Raw genomic sequence first — 22,323 nt, forward strand, 5'->3', positions numbered from 1 at the left:
TGTTTTAATGTGAAAAGTTGGATTACAATGGAATATTGCCATGCTTCTTAGCCGGGTTAGTCAGCTTCTTAGTCTGCAGCTGCTGTAAAGCGCGGATAACGCGGAAACGTGTGTTACGCGGTTCAATCACATCGTCAATGTACCCGTATTTCGCTGCGTTATAAGGATTGGCAAACAGTTTCGTGTATTCTGCTTCTTTTTCTGCAAGGAACTGAGCCGGGTTTTCCTGTTCTTTTGCTTCGCGTGCGTACAACACTTCTACTGCACCTGCACCACCCATTACTGCAATTTCGGCTGTCGGCCATGCGTAGTTCATATCACCACGGAGTTGCTTACAGCTCATCACGATGTGAGAGCCACCGTAAGACTTACGCAGAGTGATAGTTACCTTAGGTACAGTAGCTTCACCATAAGCATACAGCAATTTGGCGCCATGGAGGATAACGCCGTTATACTCCTGACCTGTTCCCGGAAGGAATCCCGGTACGTCTACCAATGATACGATAGGAATATTGAAGGCATCACAGAAACGTACGAAACGTGCGCCCTTGCGGGAAGCGTTACTATCTAGTACACCTGCCAGGAACTTCGGCTGGTTGGCTACGATACCTACGGACTGACCGTTGAAACGTGCGAAACCGATAATGATGTTCTTTGCATAGTCCTTTTGGATTTCGAGGAATTCGCCGCCGTCTACGATCGCACCGATTACTTCGTACATATCGTATGGTTTGTTGGGGCTGTCGGGGATAATATCGTTCAAAGAATCTTCCAGACGGTCGATTGGATCTGCACAATCCACATAAGGAGCTTCTTCAAGATTATTTTGAGGAATATAGCTCAATAGCTTGCGAATCAGCGCCAGACCTTCTTCTTCTGTCTGAGCGGTGAAGTGAGTCACACCCGATTTAGTAGAGTGTACGCTTGCGCCGCCGAGGTTTTCCTGGCTTACATCTTCACCTGTAACGGTTTTCACAACTTTCGGTCCGGTGAGGAACATATAAGAAGTACCTTCCATCATCAGCGTGAAGTCTGTCAGAGCCGGAGAATAAACGGCACCACCGGCACAAGGGCCAAAGATACCTGATATCTGCGGGATCACACCGGATGCAAGAATATTGCGTTGGAAGATTTCTGCGTAACCTGCCAAAGCGTTGATTCCCTCTTGGATACGTGCACCACCCGAGTCATTGATACCGATACATGGAGCACCCATTTTCATAGCTTGATCCATGATTTTACAAATTTTCTGTGACATGGTTTCCGACAACGAACCGGCGGAAACAGTGAAGTCCTGAGCGAATACATACACCAGACGTCCGTCGATCGTACCGCAACCGGTCACTACACCGTCACCCGGATAGTGTTTCTTTTCCATGCCGAAGTTCGTGCATCTGTGCTCAACGAACATGTCCATTTCTTCGAAACTACCTTCATCCAGCAACATAGCCAGACGCTCGCGCGCTGTGTATTTCCCTTTTTCGTGTTGCTTCGCAATTGCTTTTTCACCGCCTCCGATACGTGCTACGGCACGGCGTTCAATAAGCTCTTTAATTTTTTCAAGTTGATTACTCATGAGTTCTTGTTGGTTTTAGAGTTTATAGATTAATGTTCGCAGAGTTCTGTCAACACACCCAGAGTTGATTTTGGGTGAAGGAAAGCGATGTTCAAACCTTCGGCACCTTTGCGCGGAGCTTTGTCGATTAGGCGGATTTCCTTGCTTTCTGCTTCTGCCAAGGCATTGGCTACACCATCTTCCACGGCAAATGCAACGTGATGAACACCTGCACCTTTGTTCTCAATGAACTTAGCAATAGTGCTCTCGGGGCAAGTGGGCTCCAACAGTTCGATTTTGGTTTCGCCTACTTTCAAGAAAGCAGTTCTTACTTTCTGGTCTTCTACTGTTTCAATGTTGTAACACTTCAGACCTAATACATTTTCGTAGTAAGGAAGGGCTTCTTCAATGCTTTTTACAGCAATGCCCAGATGTTCAATGTGTGAAATCTTCATAACTATACTTTTTTATTTGGTTTTAATTATGTGCTTATACGGCATAAAACAGCACAAAGAAAGACAATTCTTACCTAATAAAGAAATTTTTCAGCATTTAATTATTGGGATATAAAGTATAAAAAATGGTAGGGAGGGAGCATGAAGAATGGTTTTGTAATCTGGAGATTGCATTTAAACGTAAAATTTGACCATTAACTTATTCAGCCAAGGCCAATTGACGCGGAACCAACGTCGGGTACTGCTTTGTTTTCCTCCGAAGCGGAGTACGAAATCGCGATAACCATGCCGACGGAAAGGAAGTCCCACATCCATGAACTCCAGATGGCGGAAACCTCGTTCGTGAGCATCCTCCAGAGCTTTCCAAACGGCGAGTACGCCTGGGTATTGCAGTGCATACGTCTTTCGCATTCCTCCCGAAAACCAGAGGAAAGCATTGTCTCCTGAGTAAATGCATACAGAGCCGCCGATAATCTTTTCTTTGTAGCGGACAATAAATATTTTAGCTTGCTTTCCCTTGATGAGCATATTGTTCATGTGGCGGAAAAAGTCATTGGCAGGGAAATACCGGCGTATGCGGGAAGAGTAAACCTTATGCAGCATACGTGAAAAATCACGTATCTCGTCTGTGGTGTGCGCTTCTTCTACTTTGGCTCCATTTTTAAGCCCTTTTTTTATCTGGCGGAGACGTGACGGGCTGAAACGGTCTTCCGCTTTTTTCGAACTATGTAACGAATTGCGTACCCGTAACCAGTTGACCGGAAAATAGTCGTTGTTCCGGAAAGAACGGTAACCGAACATAGAGTTGTCCAGATTGCGGAATTCGATAAGGATACAGGTACGGGATGCCTCTTGCGTGAGATGTTCCAACATTTCGCCGAACACTTCTTCCTCTCTTTCCCTGATGTTCGGAAGCGAATCTTTCTGTTCGGCTGTAAATGTCTTTTCCAGGAATTCACCTTCTCCATATACCACACATTGTTTCACAAGACAGGAAGGAAGCCATTTTTTAGTTTTGCGGATCGCTGCCAAGAGCCGTGCCACAGGTTTTCCGTCTTCTGTTGCCACTATCAGTAAGGGCGAGTAACCGGGCGTTGCTTCGTATATTTGAAACAACTCCTTGGAATGGAATGTGTTATTTCCCGGCAGGTCAGGAATATCCTTTCCGTGGTAATATGTAGTTAGTTTAAGTGGCATGTGGGACAAATTTACACTTTTTATTTTTCATTCAACAAAAAAACGGAGATTTTGTTGGCGACCTTTAAAACGAACAGTCTATTTTTCTTGCGTAATATTTCTATTTTTTATCTGATTTTCGTTACTTTTGCGTATTGGCAAACACTTTAAAAGAAGCAATTTATGTTAGAAGAAATATTGGCTTACAACAAAAAATTCGTAGAGGACAAGGGATATGAAGCGTATATTACAAATAAGTATCCTGATAAGAAGATTGCTATTCTTTCCTGTATGGACACTCGTTTGACAGCTTTACTGCCTGCTGCGCTGGGAATTAAAAACGGGGATGTGAAAATGATAAAAAATGCGGGAGGCGTCATTTCCCATCCTTTCGGTAGTGTGATTCGTAGTCTGCTCGTGGCTATTTTTGAGTTGGGAGTGGAGGAAATTATGGTGATTGCGCACTCCGACTGCGGCGCTTGCCATATGCATAGCGAAGAAATGTTGGAGAAGATGAAGGCAAGGGGCATTAATCCTGATTATATCGACATGATGCGTTTTTGCGGGGTCGACTTTCATTCATGGCTGGACGGCTTCGAAGATACAGAGAAGTCGGTAAGAGGAACGGTTGATTTTATTGTGCATCATCCTTTGATTCCGGTGGATGTGAAGGTATACGGATTCATTATTGATTCTACAACCGGAGAATTGACGCGGATTGTGTGAAAAGGACAAAAAAATAAGGCAACTCTTTGTCAGTTGCCTTTATCTTTTTACGGTTATATACTTTCTTTGACTGGTGCACCCTTTTGTGACAAATAGGGTGTCCGTACATCTCAATTTCCGCCTCACGGCTTGCTTTACGATTCGCTTTAATGTAATCGTCCTGTGTAATTCGCTTTTTCATGATGATATTGTTTATCGTTGCAAAGATACTGTTTTTATTTCCTATTACGCTCGGTTTGCACTATCTTTGCATACATTAATTAAATGAAACCGGAAATAATATGGAAAATTTCAGTGAATTGATAAAGAATCGTCGCAGTATGCGCAAGTTCACCGATGAAGAACTGACACAGGATGAGGTTGTAACATTGATGAAAGCAGCTTTGATGTCACCTTCTTCCAAGCGCAGCAATAGCTGGCAGTTTGTAGTGATTGATGATAAGGAAATGCTGAAAGAATTGTCTCATTGCAAGGAACAGGCTTCTTCTTTTATTGCAGATGCGGCTTTGGCTATTGTGGTAATGGCTGACCCGTTGGCAAGCGATGTATGGATTGAAGATGCTGCTATTGCTTCTATTATGATACAGTTGCAGGCGGAAGACCTCGGGTTGGGCAGTTGCTGGGTGCAGGTACGTGAGCGTTTCACGGCAACCGGAATGCCTTCCGACGAGTTTGTGCATGGAATTCTTGATATACCTTTGCAGCTTCAGGTACTTTCTGTCATTGCGGTCGGCCATAAGGGGATGGAACGCAAACCTTTCAATGAAGAACATCTCCAATGGGAGAAAATCCATATCAATAAGTTCGGAGGAAAATAACAATGGGAGCTGCCAAAGCAAATAATAGTAAAGATACTTATCTCGCGACTGCCGTTACCTTTATGGTGATCGGTGCACTTTTTCTGATTGATAAACTGATTCATTTTTCTTCTATCGGTTTGCCCTGGGTGATGAATAAGGATAATATGTTGCTGTATGCTGCTGCCTGTTTCCTTATTTTCAAACGCGATAAATCAATAGGTCTTGTGTTGCTGGGACTTTGGCTGGTGATGAATATCGGTTTGGTGATGTCATTGCTTGGTTCATTGTCCGGTTATTTGTTGCCATTGACATTGCTTATCATCGGTATAATCTTATATTGGTTTGCAAAACGCTGAAAAAACGATGAAAAGAAGTATAGAAGATACCCCGGTTGTATTTATCGGTGCCGGAAACCTGGCTACCAATTTGGCAAAAGCACTTTACTACAAAGGTTTTCGCATTGTGCAAGTATATAGCCGGACAGAAGAGTCCGCCCGTGCGCTGGCGGAGAAAGTAGAGGCGGATTATACGACTGACTTACAGGAAATATCAAAAGACGCCAAACTCTATATCGTATCCCTGAAAGATGCGGCTTTTGTAGAATTATTGCCGCAGATAACGGAAGATAAACAAAAATCTTTACTGGTTCATACGGCGGGGAGCATCCCTATGAGTGTCTGGGAAGGTCATGCAGAACGTTATGGAGTATTTTATCCGATGCAGACATTCAGTAAACAGCGTGAAGTTGACTTTCAGGAAGTGCCTTTCTTTATTGAAGCGAAAAGGGCGGAGGATACGGAACTATTGAAAGCGATTGCCTCGACCCTCTCTGAGAAAGTGTACGAAGCTGATTCAGAACAACGCAAAAGTCTTCATTTGGCAGCCGTCTTTATCTGTAATTTCACAAATCACATGTATGCGCTGGCTGCCGATTTGCTCGAAAAATATAATTTACCTTTCGAAGTGATGCTTCCGTTGATTGATGAGACTGCACGTAAAGTACACGAACTGGCTCCGCGTGATGCGCAGACTGGACCGGCTGTACGCTACGATGAAAATGTGATGAGTAATCATCTTGCGATGTTGGTGGACTCTCCGGCGTTGCAGGAAATTTATAAATTAATGAGTAAGAGTATCCATGAGCACCATAAATTATGATTTATCACGCATCAAGGCACTGGCTTTTGATGTGGACGGTGTGTTGAGTTCGACAACCGTACCGTTGCATCCTTCCGGGGAACCGATGCGTACTGTGAATATCAAGGACGGATATGCCATTCAATTGGCAGTGAAAAAGGGGATCCGTATTGCTATCATTACCGGTGGGCGGACGGAGGCCGTCCGTATCCGTTTTGTCGGACTGGGCGTGACGGACTTATACATGGGTTCTGCGGTGAAAATACACGACTATCGTGCTTTCCGTGATAAGTATGGACTTGCTGATGATGAAATCCTGTATATGGGGGATGATGTGCCCGATATAGAAGTAATGCGTGAATGTGGCTTGCCTTGTTGTCCGAAAGATGCCGTACCGGAAGTAAAAGCGGTGGCGAAATACATTTCTTATGCGGAGGGGGGGCATGGCTGCGGACGCGATGTAGTGGAGCAAGTCCTGAAAGCTCATGGAATATGGTTGACGGATGATGCCTTCGGCTGGTAAGAGAACTGTCAATTGTAAATCATTCAATTTTTTAATCGTAACTAAAATCATGCTTAGCAATTTAAAGAAATATCAGCTTATATTGGCTTCCAATTCTCCCCGTCGGAAAGAATTAATGTCTGGGTTGGGAGTGGAATATGTCGTCAGGACATTGCCTGACGTGGATGAATCATATCCTGAAACTTTGGTGGGAGCTGCAATTCCCGAATATATATCGCGTAAAAAAGCGGATGCTTATCGTTCTATGATGAAGCCCGGCGAGTTATTGATTACGGCCGATACCATTGTATGGCTGGAGGGGAAAGTGCTCGGTAAGCCGGAAGGTAGGGAAGGAGCGGTGGAAATGCTGCGTGCTCTTTCCGGGAAGTCGCATCAGGTTTTCACAGGTGTCTGTCTAACGACAACCGAATGGCAGAAAAGCTTCACGGCAGCTTCCGATGTGCTGTTTGATGTACTGTCCGAAGACGAAATCCAGTACTATGTTGACCGTTATCAGCCAATGGATAAGGCAGGAGCCTATGGTGTTCAGGAATGGATCGGATATATTGGAGTGAAGTCTATTTCCGGTAGCTTCTATAATATAATGGGACTCCCCATACAGAAGTTGTATGGGGAGTTGAAAAAGTTATAATAAATCCAGCATTAACGGAATATCCTCTTCTCGAATACCTTGTTTGAGAAGGGGTTCTTCGTCTTTATGAAACATTTCGAGGAATCTTTCTCGCGTTCCACAGGCTGTAATTGCCTTTCCATAGAGAACAGCCGCTTTCTGAATATTTCCCATTACCCAGGCAACATGTCCTGCATTCATATAATCAATAGCTAACGGTTTATGCTCGATGATCTTTTCATAATACTTCATCGCCTGCTCATACTTCAAGCTGATGAATGAACACCAGCCGATACCGCGCCATGCTTTCACACAGTTACTCTCGATAAAATCCAGTTTGAAGAAATAGTTCAGTGCTTCTTCATACTGCCCGAGTTCGGCCAGGCAACTACCGATATAGAAAACTGCAGTTGAAGCTTCGGGGGTAGCTTCTTCCACCTTTTTATAATAAGTAAGGGCTGCCTCATAATTCCGGTTCAGCCGGTAGCAGGTAGCCAGGTGACGGTTATTCCATATATTATCCGGTTTCAGCGTATCAGCTTTTAGATAGGCTTCGATAGCTTCCGCATATCTTTTTCTTTTTTGCAGAGCATATCCGAATTTTTGGTAATATTCTGCACCTTCTCCCTCAAATCCTCCGATTTCAATCAATTCTTTATAAATGTCGATAGCCTCATCCCAACGTTCCTTTGAAAGATAAAAATCAGCAATAGGAAACAATTCTTCTTCACAATATAGTAGATTGTCGAGTGCGGGAACATGATGAAGGTCGAGTTTTTCTTTGAAAATATCACGAAATTCATTCCGGCGCACACTAAGTTTGAAGAAACGGTACAGGTCGTGCAGGTATTGATTGCTCGCTGTTCCCGGGCGTGCGTTGAATTTCTTCATAGTTTCGGCGTTCGACTTTTCCGCCAGTTCTGCTACCTGCTGTTCGTTGAGTTGGCTCAACATCATTTCCTGTTGCATTTTAGGCAGTTGGTGAATGGTGAAAAAGAGCGAATATTTATCGCTATTACTGAAAAAGCCCGATTGGAGAATTAAGTCAAGCAAGCTGCTTCCTTCGTTCCCTACTTGTTTCAGTGCCTTGAGTACATTGGACTGTTGCTTGCTGAACGGATAAAACCAGTTCTGTACCTCACGAAAAAACGGATAACTTTTCAGAGAAGAAAAAGTGCTCATATACACATCGGCTCCTTCCAGCTGGAGTTCGTTCATTTCGCGCAGCTTGTCTCCCAGTCCGGATTGTTCGAAGGCATCTTCCCAGTCCGGGTTCTTGTCATCGTTTTCTTCATCGTTTTCCTCAAAACCGAATCTAATGTTCTTCATGGAAGAAACATTTTTCAGCATCTCGGGAATAATCTCTTCCCTCATCTTCTTATCAATCTTTTCCGTTTCCTGACATAACAGCATTTGGCGGTAGATACGGGCAACATCTTCCCGGAAAGAAGGAATTTCGTCCATAAGGTCGACCCTCTTGATAAGTTCTGGGTAATAAAGAAGCCGGGTTCTGTGAATGTAGAAGATGAATATGACACCAACCAATGCCCGTTGGCTGACATTGACATCTTTATGACGGTAAGCATCCAGCAGCCACATGATTTTACGTAAGTCAAAACATTCCATTACGCTCAGTGTGACAGCACTGACAAATAAACATAAGTCGTCGGGTAAAAGCAATTCCGAACCCAGCATGGATTTTGCGTCTTCTTCGTCTTCAGAAGTCCACGAACTGTTTGTCCATGTTCTTACAAACATGAATTTAAGAGTGTTCTCATGCCGTTGCAGCACTTCATCCATTTTAGCATCGGAGAGTAATCCGCTGATTGCTAAGTCATCATTAAAAGATTCAAGTATATGAAGTATTTTTTTTAGGCCATATTCTGCCAAATCTGCCGGTTCGGGTGTACGACGTACTTCGTGATAATATTTTGATGAAGCGTTGTCCAGCATGAGTAGGCGTGACTGGTCGGCAATACTCCATGTGTCCGCCACCAACTTTTGGTATAGGTTCCACCGCTCAGGATCGTTGGCTCCCTGTTTCATGTATTCCAACATATACTTGTAAGAAGTCTGCAATTGTTCCAGACGGGTACGTAAATCCCAGTCGGGACATTGCCAAAGCAACGATTCCAGCTGCATCAAGGCCTCCTTGAGTCTTTTTTCTTCAAGTAAGGTACGTATATATGCGTATTGTTCATTAATCGTTTTCTCGTTCATCATAATTCAATTATTTGTTTTTTCCAATCCAGGTCAGGCGTTTCCATAAACCTTCGAAGGGACCATGTTTATGGTGACGGAGCCACCACGAACAAAATACCATTTGTAATATAACAAAAAGAATGCCAAAAAAGAAACTATAAGTGATTCCTAAATAGCGTCCCAGTTCGAATCCCCAATGATAGAACAAAAGAGAGCCGAAAATTGATTGCCCCAAATAGTTAGTTAAACTCATTTTACCATAAGATGTGAAACGCATGAAAAAGCTGCGGTCTTTTACGTGATAGAAGGTGAGCAGCAATCCTGTTACCAATAATACCATAAAACTAAGACTGCTGAATGAGCTTAGTATGAGCTGTAAGGGTACGAGGATAGCACTTCTCTCGATAAATTCCGGTAACATATTGTTGAGCCCGTAGATAGGGAAGAAGCAGAGTAGGGCGATAGCCAGTGCTTTCAGCCACAGGCGCTCGTTCTGTTCGCTGTATAGGAAATATTTCCGGCGTCCGATAAGCATACCGAACAGGAATAATCCCGGAGTTTGCAGGATGCGTCCGTGTTCCAATGCCCAAGTCATGTTGGCAAGTTGTCCTTCCCACATATTCATGCGGATGGTTTCGAGGAAGGTTCCGTTCTTCTGTACATCGAAAGCTATGCCGAAATAATAACGTGCCAGACTTTCACCTGCCACATAGTCAGGATTACATAAAGCATAGATTAATTTTGCCCAGTCGATAGGTTGCAGGATCAGCAGGGTGGCAAAGATGACGACGATACGGTCGCTCATGCGGCAGAATATCGGAAGAATAATACCGAGGATAGCATACATGGTTAATATTTCTCCGGTAAAGAAAGCAGCATTGAACTGTCCGATGATAAAAAGGATAAATAGCCTCCATAGGAAACGGAGCCGGAAGTCCTTTCCTTTGCGTTGTTGATTATTATCCTGAATATAAAAACTAAAGCCGAAAAGTAGGGCGAATACTGCATACGCCTTATTACTGAACGTGAAGAATAATCCCCTCCAAATAGCTTGGTCGGTAAAGTTCATCCATTCAAAAGGTACTTTCTCCGGAAAAGAATAAAAATTGAAGTGTTCAATACTGTGTAAAAGGATGATTCCCATTACGGCAAGTCCTCTTAGTACGTCGGCCACGTCTACTCGGGCGTTGGGTTCGGCGATTTTGTGTTCCATGATTTCCAGTCTTTCTTTTATAGGTTTATTATATGATGATTCTCCATAATACTTGCTACTTAAAATCTGACCTGTACCTGTGCCTGTATCAGGTTAGAATCTTTCTGTCCGTTTCCCTTTTTGTCACAAAAAGTGTATTGTGCCTGCAAGCGGCATCTGGGGTAGAACCAGTATTGCACACCGGCAATGTAGTTGTTTTGTTTGAAATCTGCCGCTTTATTAGGATTAAAATAATCAAACGAAGCGATAAAGTCGAGGTTTCGTGCGAAACACACACTTCCTGTTGCATAGAATCCTTCACTTTTTACGTTCCGGTCCTTGCCGCCGAGATATTCGGTACGCAGATTGAAACGGGAAGTGGTAACAACCCCTCCTGCGCTCCAACGCTTTTTGGCATAGTTCTCTCCCGTTTTGATTCCGGTATATTCGGAATCGGCTATTGCGTGTCCGGTTCCCCGGATAAACGATCCGCCCACGGATAACCATTCCAAGGGATAAATCATAAGATTCCCGACAACATCTTTCTGGCTGTTCTTATCCTTTGTATTTAGCCCTTGTCCGTTCATCACGGCAACTTTATATTGTAGGAAGTCGTGGAATAGTTTACCATGAATCATCATGCCGATGTCTCTACCCGAAGTCATGCCGTAACATTTGTCACTGCCGCTGACGCCTGCCAGATAGCAGACGGATTGGGAATAACAGTTGATTAGCTCTACCGTAGTAGGAGATAATTCATTTTCAATCGTATAAGGAACTTTAAATTCTCCGATACGTGCAGTAAGTCCGGGAAGAAACTGATAATCTGTGTACACTTCGAGCAGCATACCACCGTTGTAAAAGTCGTACATAAAATCACAAGTCCAGCGTTTGGTGATTTTTCCGTGTGCCATGAAAATAATTCGTTTGATATCGAATGTATTGTCCGGTTTGGCTGCATCATCGTACGTATATCCCAACTGGGCATATCCGGCCAGGCTGATACGTTCTTTCAGTGTGTTGACAACTTGGTTCAGTGATGTTTTTTCTTGTGCAATAAGGGACTTTTGTATACCCGGCATGCTTGATAGCAAGATAATTGAAAGTAAGAGTGTTTTTCGCATGGGATTAATTTAGTTGTTATTGAATGGTGGTTGATACTGTGTGAATATAAGTTGTGTCTATCAGATTGCTTTCCGAGTACGTTTGGGGTATCCGGTGATTTGCTTTCAGCCAATGGGTTGCTTTTTCTATGGCTTCTGCCGAAGGTCGTGTTGCTTTCCGATAGGTAGGGAGGGCGATCAGTCCGGTTAGATTCTCCGGTACACCGATTTCCATTAATACTTGTTTCCACTCTGATTGCGGATGCATTTTTATATGGTTTACTCCCAAGTTATACCCCGTAATGAGCAGTTCGATTTCTTTTCGTTTCTCTTGGAGAGCTTTTCGGGAAAAAGCGGTGGCGATAAATTCAATTCCCAGTTCCTGCGTACTTATTAATGATTTGTTCTTGCTGTTCATGGCGATAGAAGCGGCAGGGTCAGGCAAGAAAGAAGCATCAATCTGGTTATACTGTAACATTTGCAGGCGGAGGGGAAGTTGACTGATTTCCGGTTTGTTTGTCTCTGCATACTTGATTCCCGCTTTGTTTAATAGTTGGTCGGTCGCATATTCGACAACGGTATTGCGGGATACGGCTATATTTTTCTCTATAAGTTGTTCCGGTTGGTTGATACGGCTTTCTTTAGAGACGATAAAGCAGAGATAGCCGTCATTCTTAAAGATAAAGCCCAACTCCGTATGATGAATAGCTTGTAGTGTTATCGCACTGGGGTAATCAGTTACCATACCATCCATTTGTCCGGTTTGGAAAACGGCGTCACGGTCGTTGGCAGAATTGAATGGGAGAATAGTTAAGTCCAATCCTAATGAGTCATAAATACCTTCGGAGCGGGCAATGTAAAAAGGTAACCCTTCGAGTGTAGGCATCATACCCAATGTGAGTGGTTTCAGTTCGGATAGAGGCAAAAAAAGACTATCTCCTTTTTTACTCTGACAGGAGCAAAGGAAGAAAAGGATGAAACAAAAGAGTAGTATCGGTCTTTTCATACCTCATTTTTATGAATGAGGGCAACTCTTTTCACAAAGAACTGCCCTCTTATTTAACCATTGTAAAAAAATTAGCTATTATAAATTTTCTTATTCTTGAATAGCAGCAATACCCGGAAGAACTTTTCCTTCGATGGCTTCAAGCAATGCACCACCACCGGTAGAAACATAAGAAACACCGCTAGCCAGACCGAACTTGTTAACACAAGCTACAGAGTCACCACCGCCAACGAGTGAGAATGCACCGTTCTTCGTTGCTTCAACGATTGCTTCACCTACTGCACGTGAACCGTGAGTAAAGTTATCGAATTCAAATACACCTGTCGGACCGTTCCAAAGGATAGTCTTAGACTCTTTGATAACGTTAGCGAAGATTTCTTCAGTTTTAGGACCGATATCAAGGCCTTCCCAACCATCAGGAATTTCGTCAACCGGACAGAATTTAGTATTTGCATCATTAGAGAAAGCGTCAGCAATTTTAGCGTCAACAGCCAATATCAGGTTCACACCTTTTTCTTTTGCTTTCTTCATCAAATCCAAAGCCAGGTCAAGTTTGTCGTCCTCACAGATAGAGATACCGATTTTGCCACCCATTGCTTTAGTAAATGTATATGTCATACCACCTGCGATAATCAGGTTGTCCACTTTGCTCAACAGGTTTTCGATGATTTCGATTTTAGAAGAAACTTTAGAGCCACCCATGATAGCAGTGAACGGACGTTTGATGTCGTTCAATACTTTATCAACAGCCTTCACTTCTTTCTCCATTAAGTAACCGAACATCTTGTTGTTAACGTCAAAATATTTAGCGATCAATGCAGTAGAAGCGTGAGCGCGGTGAGCTGTACCGAACGCGTCGTTTACGTAACAGTCGGCATAAGAAGCCAATTTCTTGGTAAATTCTTTCTGGCTTTCTTTTACAGCTTTTTTAGCAGCCGCTTTTTCTTCGTCTGTTGCATCTTCTGCCAACCCTCTTGGTTTACCTTCTTCTTCAGCATAGAAGCGGAGGTTTTCGAGCAACAGAACTTCTCCCGGTTGCAGAGCGGCAGCTTTAACAGCAGCTTCTTCGCCCATGCAGTCGTTAGCGAACTGAACTTCAACACCCAGCAATTCAGACAGATGCTTGATGATATGTTTCAAAGAGAATTTATCGGCAACGCCTTTCGGACGGCCCAGGTGAGAACCGATGATGATGCTACCGCCGTCAGCCAGAATCTTCTTCAGAGTAGGAAGAGCTGCACGCATACGAGTGTCATCTGTAATGTTGAAGTTTTCGTCCAGGGGTACATTGAAGTCCACGCGAACAAATGCCTTTTTACCGGCAAAATTGAATTTGTCAATTGTCTGCATAATACTCTATTTTTATTTAAAAGTGTTTTAAAGATTTTCTTTTAGAACGCCTGCAAAGTTACTATTTATTTCGTTTCTCTGCTATTAAAACGTTATTTATTCTTGGCTTTTGGTGCCTCTTTCGTTACTTTATAGGTGTTACAGAAATATTTGCACATCATTTGCAAACCGCAGGTGTCACATTTTGGGGTGCGTGCCTGGCAAACATAACGGCCGTGCAGGATAAGCCAGTGGTGTGCTATGGGAACCAGTTTCTCCGGGATATTCTTCATCAGTTCCTTTTCCACACTGAACGGGGTGGTACAACTGTCCGGCACTAGTCCGATGCGGTGACTGACGCGGAACACATGGGTATCCACTGCCATTGCCGCTTTATGAAATACAACCGATTGTATTACATTGGCTGTTTTCCTTCCTACACCGGGCAATTTTATTAAATCTTCCATATTGTCGGGAACTTGACTATTAAACTCATTTACCAACATTTTAGCCATGCCGACCAAATGTTTAGCTTTATTGTTCGGATAAGATACACTCCGGATATATTCGAATACCACTTCCGGGGTGGTGGCCGCCAACGCTTCCGGAGTAGGAAAATCCCGATACAAAGGCGGAGTGATGATATTCACCCGTTTATCCGTACATTGTGCGGAAAGGATAACAGCAATCAGTAGTTCGTACGGATTGTTGTAATGCAGTTCTGTTTCGGCTACTGGCACATTTTCCTGAAACCAAGCGATTACTTTCTCATAACGTTCTTTCTTTCTCATCGTAATTTGTTTTTATGATAATGAGGCGTTACTTTAATTTTGAAATAAATGGCGGAGACTACCGTCAGACAGGCACCGAAAAGGTAGGCTTTGTCAAACGTGCTGATTTCGGCGATATATCCTCCCGTCAGCATACCGATACCGATTCCCACATCCCAGGAGGTTAGGTAAGTGGAAGTTGCCGTTCCTCGCTGACTGTTGGGGGCAAGGTTGACGAACAAGGTATTGAAAGCCGGAAACATGATTCCGAATCCGATGCCCATTAATAAAGCGATTCCGAAAAACAGAATCGTACAGGCTGTGTCGCTCCATTGAATCAGATACACGCAGCCTGCGAGCAGGAAGAAGCTGAACACTACTAAATATAATCCCGCTGCTATCACTTGTGTGATTCTTCCTCGATCTACCAGCTTTCCCGAAAAGATACGGGAGATAGCCATGCCGACTGCCATAAAGGTAAAGAAGAATCCGGTTTGTGTGTGTAGTCCTATCTGTCGGGCATACATAGCGACATAGTTGGTTGTCATCCCATAAGGAATGGAAAGTAGCAACAAGCTAAGTCCTGCAGGCATTCCTTTCAGCAAGATAAAACGATCGAGCGAAATCGGCTCACGCTTTACAGGAGGCTTATAAGGTGTCTTTACCAGACTGGCTGATAAAAATCCTAATATACATGCCCCGAATGCGTAACAGAATATTGTTGCAAATGAGACTCCAGCGTCATGCAGAAAAAGTCCGAACATCGGTCCGATAGACATTGCCGTATTATTGGTTAGACCATAATATCCCAATCCTTCCCCTCTGCGCGAAGAAGGCATAATGTCGATTACTACTGTATTTCCGCCTACGGTAACCATTCCGAAAGAGACACCGTGAATGATGCGGAACATAATAAATAAGGTAAGAGAACCTGCAATCAGATATCCGCCGAACATCATCATAAATATGAAATATGCGAAAAGATAGAGAGGTTTACGGGCAAAGGTATCGAGCAGATAACCGGAAAATGGGCGGATGCAGAGTGCTGCTACCGTATAGCAGGAAAGAACAATACCAATAGTAGAATTTCCCGCCTGGAAGAACTCGGACAGATAGAACGGCAAAACAGGGATTAGCAACCAAAAACCGAAGTAGAGCAAAAAGTTGGCTGCCAAGATGAAACAATAACTGGAAGTAATGAGTCTATCCTTCATAATTGGAGAAGTTAAGAATGGAGAGTTGAGAGTTAAGGGTTAGCTACATTATTCTGCATAGCCACTCTCAATTCTCAACTCTCAACTCTCAACCTGTTTTTAGTATGCGCTCTCGAATTCTTTCAAGAAGCGTGTGTCGTTTTCGGAGAACATACGGAGGTCTTTCACCTGATATTTCAGGTTTGTGATACGTTCGATACCCATACCGAGAGCATAACCGCTGTATACTTTGCTGTCAATGCCGTTGGATTCAAGTACGTTCGGGTCTACCATACCGCAACCGAGGATTTCCACCCAACCGGTATGCTTGCAGAACGGGCAACCTTTACCACCGCAGATGTTACAACTGATATCCATTTCAGCACTGGGTTCTGTAAAGGGGAAGTATGACGGACGCAGGCGAATCTTAGTATCTGCACCGAACATCTCTTTAGCGAAAAGCAGCAATACCTGTTTCAAGTCGGTGAATGATACGTCTTTGTCTACATACAGAGCTTCTACCTGGTGGAAGAAACAGTGCGCACGGTAGCTGATTGCTTCGTTACGGTATACACGTCCCGGACAGATGATGCGGATAGGAGGCTGTGACGTTTCCATAACGCGGGTCTGTACGGAAGAAGTATGTGTACGCAATACAACATCCGGGTGAGCCTCGATGAAGAAAGTATCCTGCATATCGCGTGCCGGATGGTCTTCGGCAAAGTTCAGTGCCGAGAATACGTGCCAGTCATCTTCTATTTCCGGTCCTTCAGCGATGCTGAATCCCAAACGGGCGAAGATGTCGATAATTTCATTTTTTACAATGGTAAGCGGGTGACGTGTACCGAGTTCGACAGGATAAGCCGAGCGCGTCAAATCCAATCCGTCACAACCGTTGTCCTGACTTTCAAACTGTTCTTTCAGTGCGTTGATTTTATCCTGCGCTTTTGTTTTCAGTTCATTCAGTCTCATGCCGACTTCTTTTTTCTGTTCGGCAGCTACGTTACGGAAATCCGCCATTAAGTCATTAATGGCTCCCTTCTTGCTAAGGTATTTGATGCGGAGAGCTTCAAGTTCTTCGGCATTGGAGGCATGCAAAGCCTCTACCTCTTTCAGAAGTTGTTCAATCTTAGCTATCATATTTTTGATGTATTGTTATTCAGTTTCTTAGTAAAAACCGTGCAAAGATATAATTTTATCACGATTGCCGATACGCATTGAAAATCCGGCAACTTATGAAAAAGATTGTTTTCTTTATTCTACTTTTGACCTTATCTTTTCGTCTTACGGCACAGATTGATTATCTGGAGCCGGTGAAACCTTTCACTACTTACACAGGCGAATTGGGCGAATATTATCGCAATGTATTTTCTTTATTGAACACAGGCTTTCAGCAACAACCGTATGCTCGTTTTGTAGCAATTCCTTCTTTCTCGCCCGAGTATGCCATGTCGGTAGAGAAGAAGGGTGGGCGTTATTGTTTGGTTTCGAACACATTGTCGCGTACCTATTGGCAAGCAGAGAAAGGAACAGTGACGGTAGATACGAGATCGGTGGTTATCAGTTCGTCCCTTTATCAGTCTTTGGGTGCCATTTTTCGTACGGTGACGAGTCAGGTGCAGGATTTGGACGGTTCTACGGCAGGTTTGGACGGAGTCGTTTATTATTTCACTTCGACGGATGCGAAAGGTGCAAATCAGATGGGACGTAAGTGGTCCCCGAAAAAAGGTTCTTTAATGGATCGTCTTGTGTTGGTCTGTCAGTCGGCTTATATGTTATCCAGAGGAGAAGATATTTCGGAACAGGCGGTGGCGGAAGAAGCTGCTGCTTTATTGAAGGAGTTGCAACAGCGCACTAAGGAGCAACCGGATGCTTATAAGAAACCGATGTATGTCGGAATTTATCAGGTGGGGCCTCAGCAGAGGTCGCTTTCCGGCAAACAGATAGAAGAACTTGCTCATTTGTCCGGCACTACTCCGGAAGAATATATTGCAGATCAAATGGTTTATCCGGCAAATCTTTTAGCCAAGAATATATCGGGATATGCTTTGTGTGAGTTTACGATTGATAAGGAAGGAGTGATTCTGCGTCCTCATATTTTGAAAGCTACTCATTCCGAGTTTGCCGAGGAGGCTCTTCGTATTGTAAAGGGAATGCCGAAATGGTCGCCGGCACTGGTGGGAGGAAAGCCGACGGATAGTAACTATACGCTTTATATTCCTTTCCGTCCAAAGTTATATAAGCCATAGGAAAATGCGTTTACGTTCCTTTCAGGAGATAAGCATTTGAAAAACATTTAGTTTTATGAAGAGTTATTTATTTACCATATTTCATTGTTGCAAAACGAATTATCCTCAATTTATATTTGTTTACGAATACGGCCAACAAATTAAAAAACATAGAAAGTAAGATAATACATATAATAGCGGCAAAGACATAGGTGGTATCGTATAAGCCACTTGCTTTTAGAATGATATATCCTAAACCAGCTTCAGAGGCTATAAATTCGCCAATGAATGCTCCCAAAACACAGAAGCCGGCATTCAGTTTGAGTGATTGGATAACCCAATCCAGTGAGGCTGGGAATGAGAGCATCCAAAAGCGTTGTTTGTTGGTAGCATGATTGATTTTGAAAAAAGTATCGTCACTTTCAGAGATTTTGCTTGCTCCTTCATAGGTTTGAAAAGCAGTAATAAAAACAGTAGAGAGGAATGCCAATACAATTTTCATTTTCAATCCGGTTCCAAACCAAATAATCATTAGAGGAGCCAATGCGAAAGTAGGAATTGAACTAAGTGCTATTATATAAGGATGAGCTATTTTCGAGCATTTTGGAAAATAGACTAAAATAAAACCTATAATACATCCAATGAATAGCCCAAACAGCAATCCGACAAATGATTCATAAGCAGTTATGAATGTATGATATGGCAGGTCGCCAGATACCGTTTTCTCATATAACAATGTTATTATTCTCACAGGGGAAGAAAACATGGTTGAAAAGCCTGACTGAAATTTAGCATATGCTTCCCAAGCAATCAGTAAAACAGCCAATGGTACCCATTGTAATATTTTATTTCTCATATTTCAAATTCTCAACGATTTCAAAAAAAAGTTTTTTATATTCGCTTGTGTCTATTCTTTCGTCAGGGGAAAGTGAGCAATATTCTTTAGCGGGCTTTATTTCTAATAACTCAGTTGGACTTCTCATAATTAGAATACGGTCGCTTAAAAGCAATGCCTGATCAATATTATGGGTGATAAAGATCATTGTTTTATTACTCTTGATGAGATATTCCCATATATAGAGTTTAATACTGTTCAGTGCATTAATATCAATGGCGTTAAAAGGTTCATCAAGCAGAAATAATGAAGCGTCGGTGAGTAGAGTTTGTAACAATCCGATCCGTTGTTTCATTCCTCCGGAGAGTTCTTTGGGGAACTTGTTTAGAGCTTCCGTTTCTATGTTGAATAAGTCTAGTATTTCTTTGGCAGCCTGCTTCTGTATGTTGTCAACAGGTATTCCCCGCAGTTCACAAGCAAGAAAAGTGTTTTCCCACGCTGTCCTATAAGGCAATAATGTGACATCCTGCATCAAATAGGCTATATTCTTATCCGATTTCTTGATTTCTCCTTTAGAAGGTAGTAAAACTCCGGCAATAAGATTCAGCAATGTCGTTTTTCCGCAACCGCTATTGCCGACAATAGATACAATATCTCCTCTATCAATATAAAGATTTAAATTAGAAAATACTGTATGTTTGTTATTGTAGGCAAACCCTACATTTTGTAGTTCAATCATCATAACGACTCGTTTTTTTCAACTTAGGGAATACCCCCAGACTAGTTAGGATACCCCATATTAAAGATAATGCACCAAATATTAAACCGACATTCGATATGTAATCATGATTATTGTTATAAAAAGTCTGGTATACCACATACCCTACAACACATACAAATAAAATAAAGCACAGGATATACCAAAAATCCTTTTTCATGAAAAACAAAATCTTATTCTTCAGTTTTCTGATCAAATGATATGGTATTTCTTTGTCAAAAGTATTGCAATCTACTCCAAAATCCTCAACAATCTTTCTTTCTGCAGTGTGTGCAGGATTTTTGAAGAACATTTTTTGATATATACCTGCAACATATGCTTCATTCTCATTGGGTCTGGTTGGCGAGTTGTGCTCCCTCATATATTCAAATATATTTATCCCATGCGAAAGGTAATAATTTACTGTTTTTTTCCAATCAGAAAATGAGATATCGGTAGTCATCGGATATAGATGATCACTGTTAATAATTGATATAATGATTTCTGTTTTTTCTTTTTGAATATTTTCGTCAGGCATCCGATAACTATCAATCTCATCACTGATTTTATAACATACTTCTGTGGCTATTTCAGGTGATGAATATATAATAAAAATGGCTTTCTGAATAGCCTCCAAGACAAGTGCCAGCATGTCCTCGTACTGCTTACATATATATCTGCTGGTTATAATAGTTGTAGCTATGCTTTCATCATTATTATTCGCCATATGGCTGTAAATACAAATTTTGTTCTCAATATATTTTCTTGCCATTAAATTTAAGTCACCCGTCAGAGCTATGGATTCGGAATCATTAATGCATTTCTCTATTTCTTCGGAAAAATCAACAGGTTTGATTTTATAATTGTTTTTATTTAATAGTTGAGAACAGCAAGAGTTGGCAGTAATGTATGAACTATTAGGTGTATAAAGACGTTTGGCTTTTAATTCCTTAATATCCATAAACCCATTATGCGAATTATTATCTAATTCCTCATTATAGGGACAAATAACCCAAAAAGGCAATTTGTTTATCAATTTGCCTATAACTTTTATATCTGTTTTGTTATCAAAACTTTTATGTTGCCGCAATATAGAAGTCGGGTCTGAAATAGCAATTGCTATTTCGTCTAATTTGCATTTACGTGCATTCCTGTTAAAATCCAACATACTGTCAATAGCGTCATCATCGCCATCACAAATGCGAAACTCTATATCATCCTTTATTCTCTTTGCCTCAAATACAGATTTAAAAATACCTTTTTCTTTTGCCAGAAAAAGAGGAAGGTACATATATGTTTTTGCGGCTAACATAAATATGATTTTCATATTCAATAACTTTTTTGTCAACGTGCTTTTTCAGCGAAATTCATATCTAATACACTTTCTATATTATCCAATGATTTTAAATCTCCCATACGGTGACGTAATGCAACGGCTTGTTTCCAAGCTTCCGGTGAGATTACTGCGTTTTGAGGTAATGTGTTTGAGTCTACCATGCGTTTGATGGCCTGTGCTATTATATTCTTATTCACATCAGGGTATAGTTCTGCCATATAGTAAGCGGCACTATCAGGATACTCATGTGCAAATTTTTCAGCTTTGGTAATAGCATTGATAAAATGCTGGACTATTTCAGGTTTTTCATCGATAGTCTTTTTACTTGTTGTGATACCTGTGAAGGTAAAATCCGGATATTTATCAGCAAAAGAATAAACGACCTTTGCTCCATTGGCTACCGCTATTGAAACATTAGGTTCCAATTCAAGGGCGATATCAGCATTGCCGGTATCAAGCATAGGTAATAAAGTTCCAAATGCACCTTGTCTGATATTTGTAGGCAAATTAGCTTCTTTGAACATTTCAGTTTGAACTGTATATGCTGTAGAAGGAGCAGAGAAAGTAGCTACGCTGTAAGGAGCTAACATCGCGGCATTCGTAATTTGAGGAACATTGGGATTTTTTGTCAGAGCCCAAAAGGGAACACTGTTGACAATACTTCCTATCACACATCCATCTATTCCTTGTTCCTTAGCAATAGCAACAAAAGTAGGATCTGCAATACCAAATAAAGCGGAACCACCAATTACCGCTGCATAGGTTTTATCGTCCCCTCCAGTGTTTATCAGATCAACTTTCAAACCTTCTTCTTTGAAAAATCCTTTGGTATTTGCCAAATATAGAGGTATATATATGAATACATCTCCAAACTGTGCAACTTTAATTGTTTCTAATTCTGATTTATTGGTATGACATGCTGAAAGAAATATAATCAGCACTGACAGATAATAATATACACTTTTCATAATTGATTATTTTTATATTTCTAAAAGCATAAGTGGTGGATATCTAATCCCATGTCGAAAATATAAAGACATTAGTTAACTACAGACATTATAGTTGTATAAATAAAAGCACGGACTTTCACAAGCCCGAGCATTTATATTCTTAAAAACATCTCCTTGTCTTGGGGAAATAAGGGACTAGTAAATTGCTTTCTAGTACGATAAGTGAGATGCATTAAGAGCAGAAAAGGGATGCCCGTGGGAAATAAGGGAGGCATCCCTTCCAAGAGACAAACATTTGAAAATATACTTTCACAAGCATAATTTTCAGTTGATCTCTCAGTATATTTCTTTTAAAGAATTTATTGTCTCGTATAATAAAACTTGTAAAGAGAAGGCATCTCTAGTCTCAAAGAGAATTAGGATGCCTCTCAATTATAAGT

The 22,323-nt window shown here is 41.9% G+C and carries 23 protein-coding genes; 7 read left to right on the forward strand and 16 right to left on the reverse strand.

All coding sequences use genetic code 11. The annotated features are described in order from the left end of the window. Positions 1-22: 22 nt before the first annotated feature. The 3 genes from BHV72_RS04640 to BHV72_RS04650 form a co-directional block, all read right to left on the reverse strand. Entirely contained in the window at positions 23-1,576 is a 1,554-nt protein-coding gene (locus tag BHV72_RS04640; RefSeq protein ID WP_005678404.1) for an acyl-CoA carboxylase subunit beta, read from the reverse strand. 29 nt (positions 1,577-1,605) lie between these two features. After that, a complete protein-coding gene (mce, locus tag BHV72_RS04645; protein ID WP_002561104.1) occupies positions 1,606-2,010 on the reverse strand; it encodes a methylmalonyl-CoA epimerase in 405 nt (134 codons plus the stop codon). Between the two features lie 174 nt (positions 2,011-2,184). Then, the gene (locus BHV72_RS04650) at positions 2,185-3,207 is read right to left on the reverse strand and encodes a GNAT family N-acetyltransferase (RefSeq protein WP_217298783.1); all 1,023 of its coding nucleotides are present in this window, start codon (positions 3,205-3,207) and stop codon (positions 2,185-2,187) included. Between the two features lie 162 nt (positions 3,208-3,369). Here BHV72_RS04650 and BHV72_RS04655 point away from each other — a divergent pair, with 162 nt between their 5' ends. Beyond that, a complete protein-coding gene (locus BHV72_RS04655; RefSeq protein ID WP_005678408.1) occupies positions 3,370-3,912 on the forward strand; it encodes a beta-class carbonic anhydrase in 543 nt (180 codons plus the stop codon). On the opposite strand, the gene BHV72_RS04660 is transcribed toward BHV72_RS04655, so the two are convergent. Next, on the reverse strand, positions 3,881-4,093 hold the full coding sequence (locus BHV72_RS04660; RefSeq protein ID WP_022041871.1) for a hypothetical protein: 213 nt from the start codon (positions 4,091-4,093) through the stop codon (positions 3,881-3,883). The two genes, BHV72_RS04655 and BHV72_RS04660, sit on opposite strands and share 32 nt — an antisense overlap. Before the next feature lie 100 nt (positions 4,094-4,193). Between BHV72_RS04660 and BHV72_RS04665 the strand changes: the two genes are divergently transcribed. The 5 genes from BHV72_RS04665 to BHV72_RS04685 are packed head-to-tail and all read left to right on the forward strand — an operon-like array spanning position 4,194 to position 7,003. Next, positions 4,194-4,730, forward strand: a complete 537-nt coding sequence (locus BHV72_RS04665) for a nitroreductase family protein (RefSeq protein WP_005678410.1) — start codon at positions 4,194-4,196, stop codon at positions 4,728-4,730. Between the two features lie 2 nt (positions 4,731-4,732). Beyond that, positions 4,733-5,068, forward strand: a complete 336-nt coding sequence (locus tag BHV72_RS04670; RefSeq protein WP_005678412.1) for a hypothetical protein — start codon at positions 4,733-4,735, stop codon at positions 5,066-5,068. Between the two features lie 7 nt (positions 5,069-5,075). Continuing rightward, positions 5,076-5,870 carry a Rossmann-like and DUF2520 domain-containing protein gene (locus BHV72_RS04675; RefSeq protein WP_022041873.1) on the forward strand — a complete coding sequence of 265 codons (795 nt, stop codon included), beginning with the start codon at positions 5,076-5,078 and terminating at the stop codon, positions 5,868-5,870. Further along, complete coding sequence (locus tag BHV72_RS04680; protein WP_022041874.1) at positions 5,851-6,372, forward strand: KdsC family phosphatase; 522 nt, start codon at positions 5,851-5,853, stop codon at positions 6,370-6,372. Before BHV72_RS04675 ends, BHV72_RS04680 begins: the two co-directional genes overlap by 20 nt. Positions 6,373-6,421: 49 nt before the next feature. Then, positions 6,422-7,003: a Maf-like protein gene (locus tag BHV72_RS04685; protein ID WP_005681614.1), complete on the forward strand. Its 582-nt coding sequence runs from the start codon at positions 6,422-6,424 to the stop codon at positions 7,001-7,003. On the opposite strand, the gene BHV72_RS04690 is transcribed toward BHV72_RS04685, so the two are convergent. The 8 genes from BHV72_RS04690 to pheS all read right to left on the reverse strand — a co-directional run bounded on the left by BHV72_RS04690 (position 6,998) and on the right by pheS (position 16,917). After that, a complete protein-coding gene (locus tag BHV72_RS04690) occupies positions 6,998-9,205 on the reverse strand; it encodes a tetratricopeptide repeat protein (RefSeq protein WP_286855002.1) in 2,208 nt (735 codons plus the stop codon). The two genes, BHV72_RS04685 and BHV72_RS04690, sit on opposite strands and share 6 nt — an antisense overlap. A gap of 7 nt (positions 9,206-9,212) precedes the next feature. Further along, the gene (locus BHV72_RS04695) at positions 9,213-10,397 is read right to left on the reverse strand and encodes a DUF418 domain-containing protein (protein ID WP_005681612.1); all 1,185 of its coding nucleotides are present in this window, start codon (positions 10,395-10,397) and stop codon (positions 9,213-9,215) included. 59 nt (positions 10,398-10,456) lie between these two features. Next, on the reverse strand, positions 10,457-11,500 hold the full coding sequence (locus tag BHV72_RS04700; RefSeq protein WP_022041877.1) for a putative porin: 1,044 nt from the start codon (positions 11,498-11,500) through the stop codon (positions 10,457-10,459). Between the two features lie 16 nt (positions 11,501-11,516). After that, complete coding sequence (locus BHV72_RS04705) at positions 11,517-12,485, reverse strand: ABC transporter substrate-binding protein (RefSeq protein WP_217298785.1); 969 nt, start codon at positions 12,483-12,485, stop codon at positions 11,517-11,519. Between the two features lie 90 nt (positions 12,486-12,575). Further along, a complete protein-coding gene (locus BHV72_RS04710; RefSeq protein WP_005678423.1) occupies positions 12,576-13,835 on the reverse strand; it encodes a phosphoglycerate kinase in 1,260 nt (419 codons plus the stop codon). A 92-nt stretch (positions 13,836-13,927) separates the two neighbouring features. Next, positions 13,928-14,605: an endonuclease III gene (nth, locus tag BHV72_RS04715; protein WP_005678424.1), complete on the reverse strand. Its 678-nt coding sequence runs from the start codon at positions 14,603-14,605 to the stop codon at positions 13,928-13,930. Continuing rightward, positions 14,602-15,798 (reverse strand): MFS transporter, encoded by a 1,197-nt coding sequence (locus BHV72_RS04720; RefSeq protein WP_055171692.1) that lies wholly within the window; start codon positions 15,796-15,798, stop codon positions 14,602-14,604. The genes nth and BHV72_RS04720 overlap by 4 nt, the downstream gene beginning before the upstream one ends. A gap of 99 nt (positions 15,799-15,897) precedes the next feature. Beyond that, positions 15,898-16,917 (reverse strand): phenylalanine--tRNA ligase subunit alpha, encoded by a 1,020-nt coding sequence (pheS, locus tag BHV72_RS04725; protein WP_005678426.1) that lies wholly within the window; start codon positions 16,915-16,917, stop codon positions 15,898-15,900. 95 nt (positions 16,918-17,012) lie between these two features. On the opposite strand from pheS, the gene BHV72_RS04730 reads away from it, so the two are divergent. Then, positions 17,013-18,026, forward strand: coding sequence for an energy transducer TonB (locus BHV72_RS04730; RefSeq protein WP_286855003.1), 1,014 nt, complete (start codon positions 17,013-17,015; stop codon positions 18,024-18,026). Between the two features lie 67 nt (positions 18,027-18,093). On the opposite strand, the gene BHV72_RS04735 is transcribed toward BHV72_RS04730, so the two are convergent. Genes BHV72_RS04735 through BHV72_RS04750 form a run of 4 tightly spaced genes read right to left on the reverse strand, consistent with a single transcriptional unit; the run spans position 18,094 to position 21,901 of the window. Then, complete coding sequence (locus BHV72_RS04735) at positions 18,094-18,861, reverse strand: ABC transporter permease (RefSeq protein ID WP_005681608.1); 768 nt, start codon at positions 18,859-18,861, stop codon at positions 18,094-18,096. Further along, positions 18,851-19,582: an ABC transporter ATP-binding protein gene (locus BHV72_RS04740; RefSeq protein ID WP_005681607.1), complete on the reverse strand. Its 732-nt coding sequence runs from the start codon at positions 19,580-19,582 to the stop codon at positions 18,851-18,853. Before BHV72_RS04740 ends, BHV72_RS04735 begins: the two co-directional genes overlap by 11 nt. Continuing rightward, a complete protein-coding gene (locus tag BHV72_RS04745) occupies positions 19,572-20,924 on the reverse strand; it encodes a hypothetical protein (protein ID WP_005678430.1) in 1,353 nt (450 codons plus the stop codon). The genes BHV72_RS04740 and BHV72_RS04745 overlap by 11 nt, the downstream gene beginning before the upstream one ends. Before the next feature lie 17 nt (positions 20,925-20,941). Next, complete coding sequence (locus tag BHV72_RS04750; protein WP_005681606.1) at positions 20,942-21,901, reverse strand: ABC transporter substrate-binding protein; 960 nt, start codon at positions 21,899-21,901, stop codon at positions 20,942-20,944. Positions 21,902-22,323: the final 422 nt, after the last annotated feature.

It is taken from the genome of Bacteroides sp. 43_46 (assembly GCF_001915455.1).
GTDB lineage: Bacteria > Bacteroidota > Bacteroidia > Bacteroidales > Bacteroidaceae > Bacteroides > Bacteroides caccae.

Excerpts from the sequence above, each read along its gene's own strand:
- BHV72_RS04705 (WP_217298785.1), bottom strand. The coding sequence starts at position 12,485 with ATGAAAAGACCGATACTACTCTTTTGTTTCATCCTTTTCTTCCTTTGC.
- BHV72_RS04640 (WP_005678404.1), bottom strand. The coding sequence starts at position 1,576 with ATGAGTAATCAACTTGAAAAAATTAAAGAGCTTATTGAACGCCGTGCC.
- BHV72_RS04690 (WP_286855002.1), bottom strand. The coding sequence starts at position 9,205 with ATGATGAACGAGAAAACGATTAATGAACAATACGCATATATACGTACC.
- BHV72_RS04670 (WP_005678412.1), top strand. The coding sequence starts at position 4,733 with ATGGGAGCTGCCAAAGCAAATAATAGTAAAGATACTTATCTCGCGACT.
- mce (WP_002561104.1), bottom strand. The coding sequence starts at position 2,010 with ATGAAGATTTCACACATTGAACATCTGGGCATTGCTGTAAAAAGCATT.
- BHV72_RS04665 (WP_005678410.1), top strand. The coding sequence starts at position 4,194 with ATGGAAAATTTCAGTGAATTGATAAAGAATCGTCGCAGTATGCGCAAG.
- BHV72_RS04685 (WP_005681614.1), top strand. The coding sequence starts at position 6,422 with ATGCTTAGCAATTTAAAGAAATATCAGCTTATATTGGCTTCCAATTCT.
- BHV72_RS04720 (WP_055171692.1), bottom strand. The coding sequence starts at position 15,798 with ATGAAGGATAGACTCATTACTTCCAGTTATTGTTTCATCTTGGCAGCC.
- BHV72_RS04750 (WP_005681606.1), bottom strand. The coding sequence starts at position 21,901 with ATGAAAAGTGTATATTATTATCTGTCAGTGCTGATTATATTTCTTTCA.
- BHV72_RS04730 (WP_286855003.1), top strand. The coding sequence starts at position 17,013 with ATGAAAAAGATTGTTTTCTTTATTCTACTTTTGACCTTATCTTTTCGT.
- BHV72_RS04680 (WP_022041874.1), top strand. The coding sequence starts at position 5,851 with ATGAGCACCATAAATTATGATTTATCACGCATCAAGGCACTGGCTTTT.
- BHV72_RS04745 (WP_005678430.1), bottom strand. The coding sequence starts at position 20,924 with ATGAAAATCATATTTATGTTAGCCGCAAAAACATATATGTACCTTCCT.
- BHV72_RS04655 (WP_005678408.1), top strand. The coding sequence starts at position 3,370 with ATGTTAGAAGAAATATTGGCTTACAACAAAAAATTCGTAGAGGACAAG.
- BHV72_RS04660 (WP_022041871.1), bottom strand. The coding sequence starts at position 4,093 with ATGAAAAAGCGAATTACACAGGACGATTACATTAAAGCGAATCGTAAA.
- pheS (WP_005678426.1), bottom strand. The coding sequence starts at position 16,917 with ATGATAGCTAAGATTGAACAACTTCTGAAAGAGGTAGAGGCTTTGCAT.
- nth (WP_005678424.1), bottom strand. The coding sequence starts at position 14,605 with ATGAGAAAGAAAGAACGTTATGAGAAAGTAATCGCTTGGTTTCAGGAA.
- BHV72_RS04650 (WP_217298783.1), bottom strand. The coding sequence starts at position 3,207 with ATGCCACTTAAACTAACTACATATTACCACGGAAAGGATATTCCTGAC.
- BHV72_RS04695 (WP_005681612.1), bottom strand. The coding sequence starts at position 10,397 with ATGGAACACAAAATCGCCGAACCCAACGCCCGAGTAGACGTGGCCGAC.
- BHV72_RS04710 (WP_005678423.1), bottom strand. The coding sequence starts at position 13,835 with ATGCAGACAATTGACAAATTCAATTTTGCCGGTAAAAAGGCATTTGTT.
- BHV72_RS04700 (WP_022041877.1), bottom strand. The coding sequence starts at position 11,500 with ATGCGAAAAACACTCTTACTTTCAATTATCTTGCTATCAAGCATGCCG.
- BHV72_RS04735 (WP_005681608.1), bottom strand. The coding sequence starts at position 18,861 with ATGAGAAATAAAATATTACAATGGGTACCATTGGCTGTTTTACTGATT.
- BHV72_RS04740 (WP_005681607.1), bottom strand. The coding sequence starts at position 19,582 with ATGATGATTGAACTACAAAATGTAGGGTTTGCCTACAATAACAAACAT.
- BHV72_RS04675 (WP_022041873.1), top strand. The coding sequence starts at position 5,076 with ATGAAAAGAAGTATAGAAGATACCCCGGTTGTATTTATCGGTGCCGGA.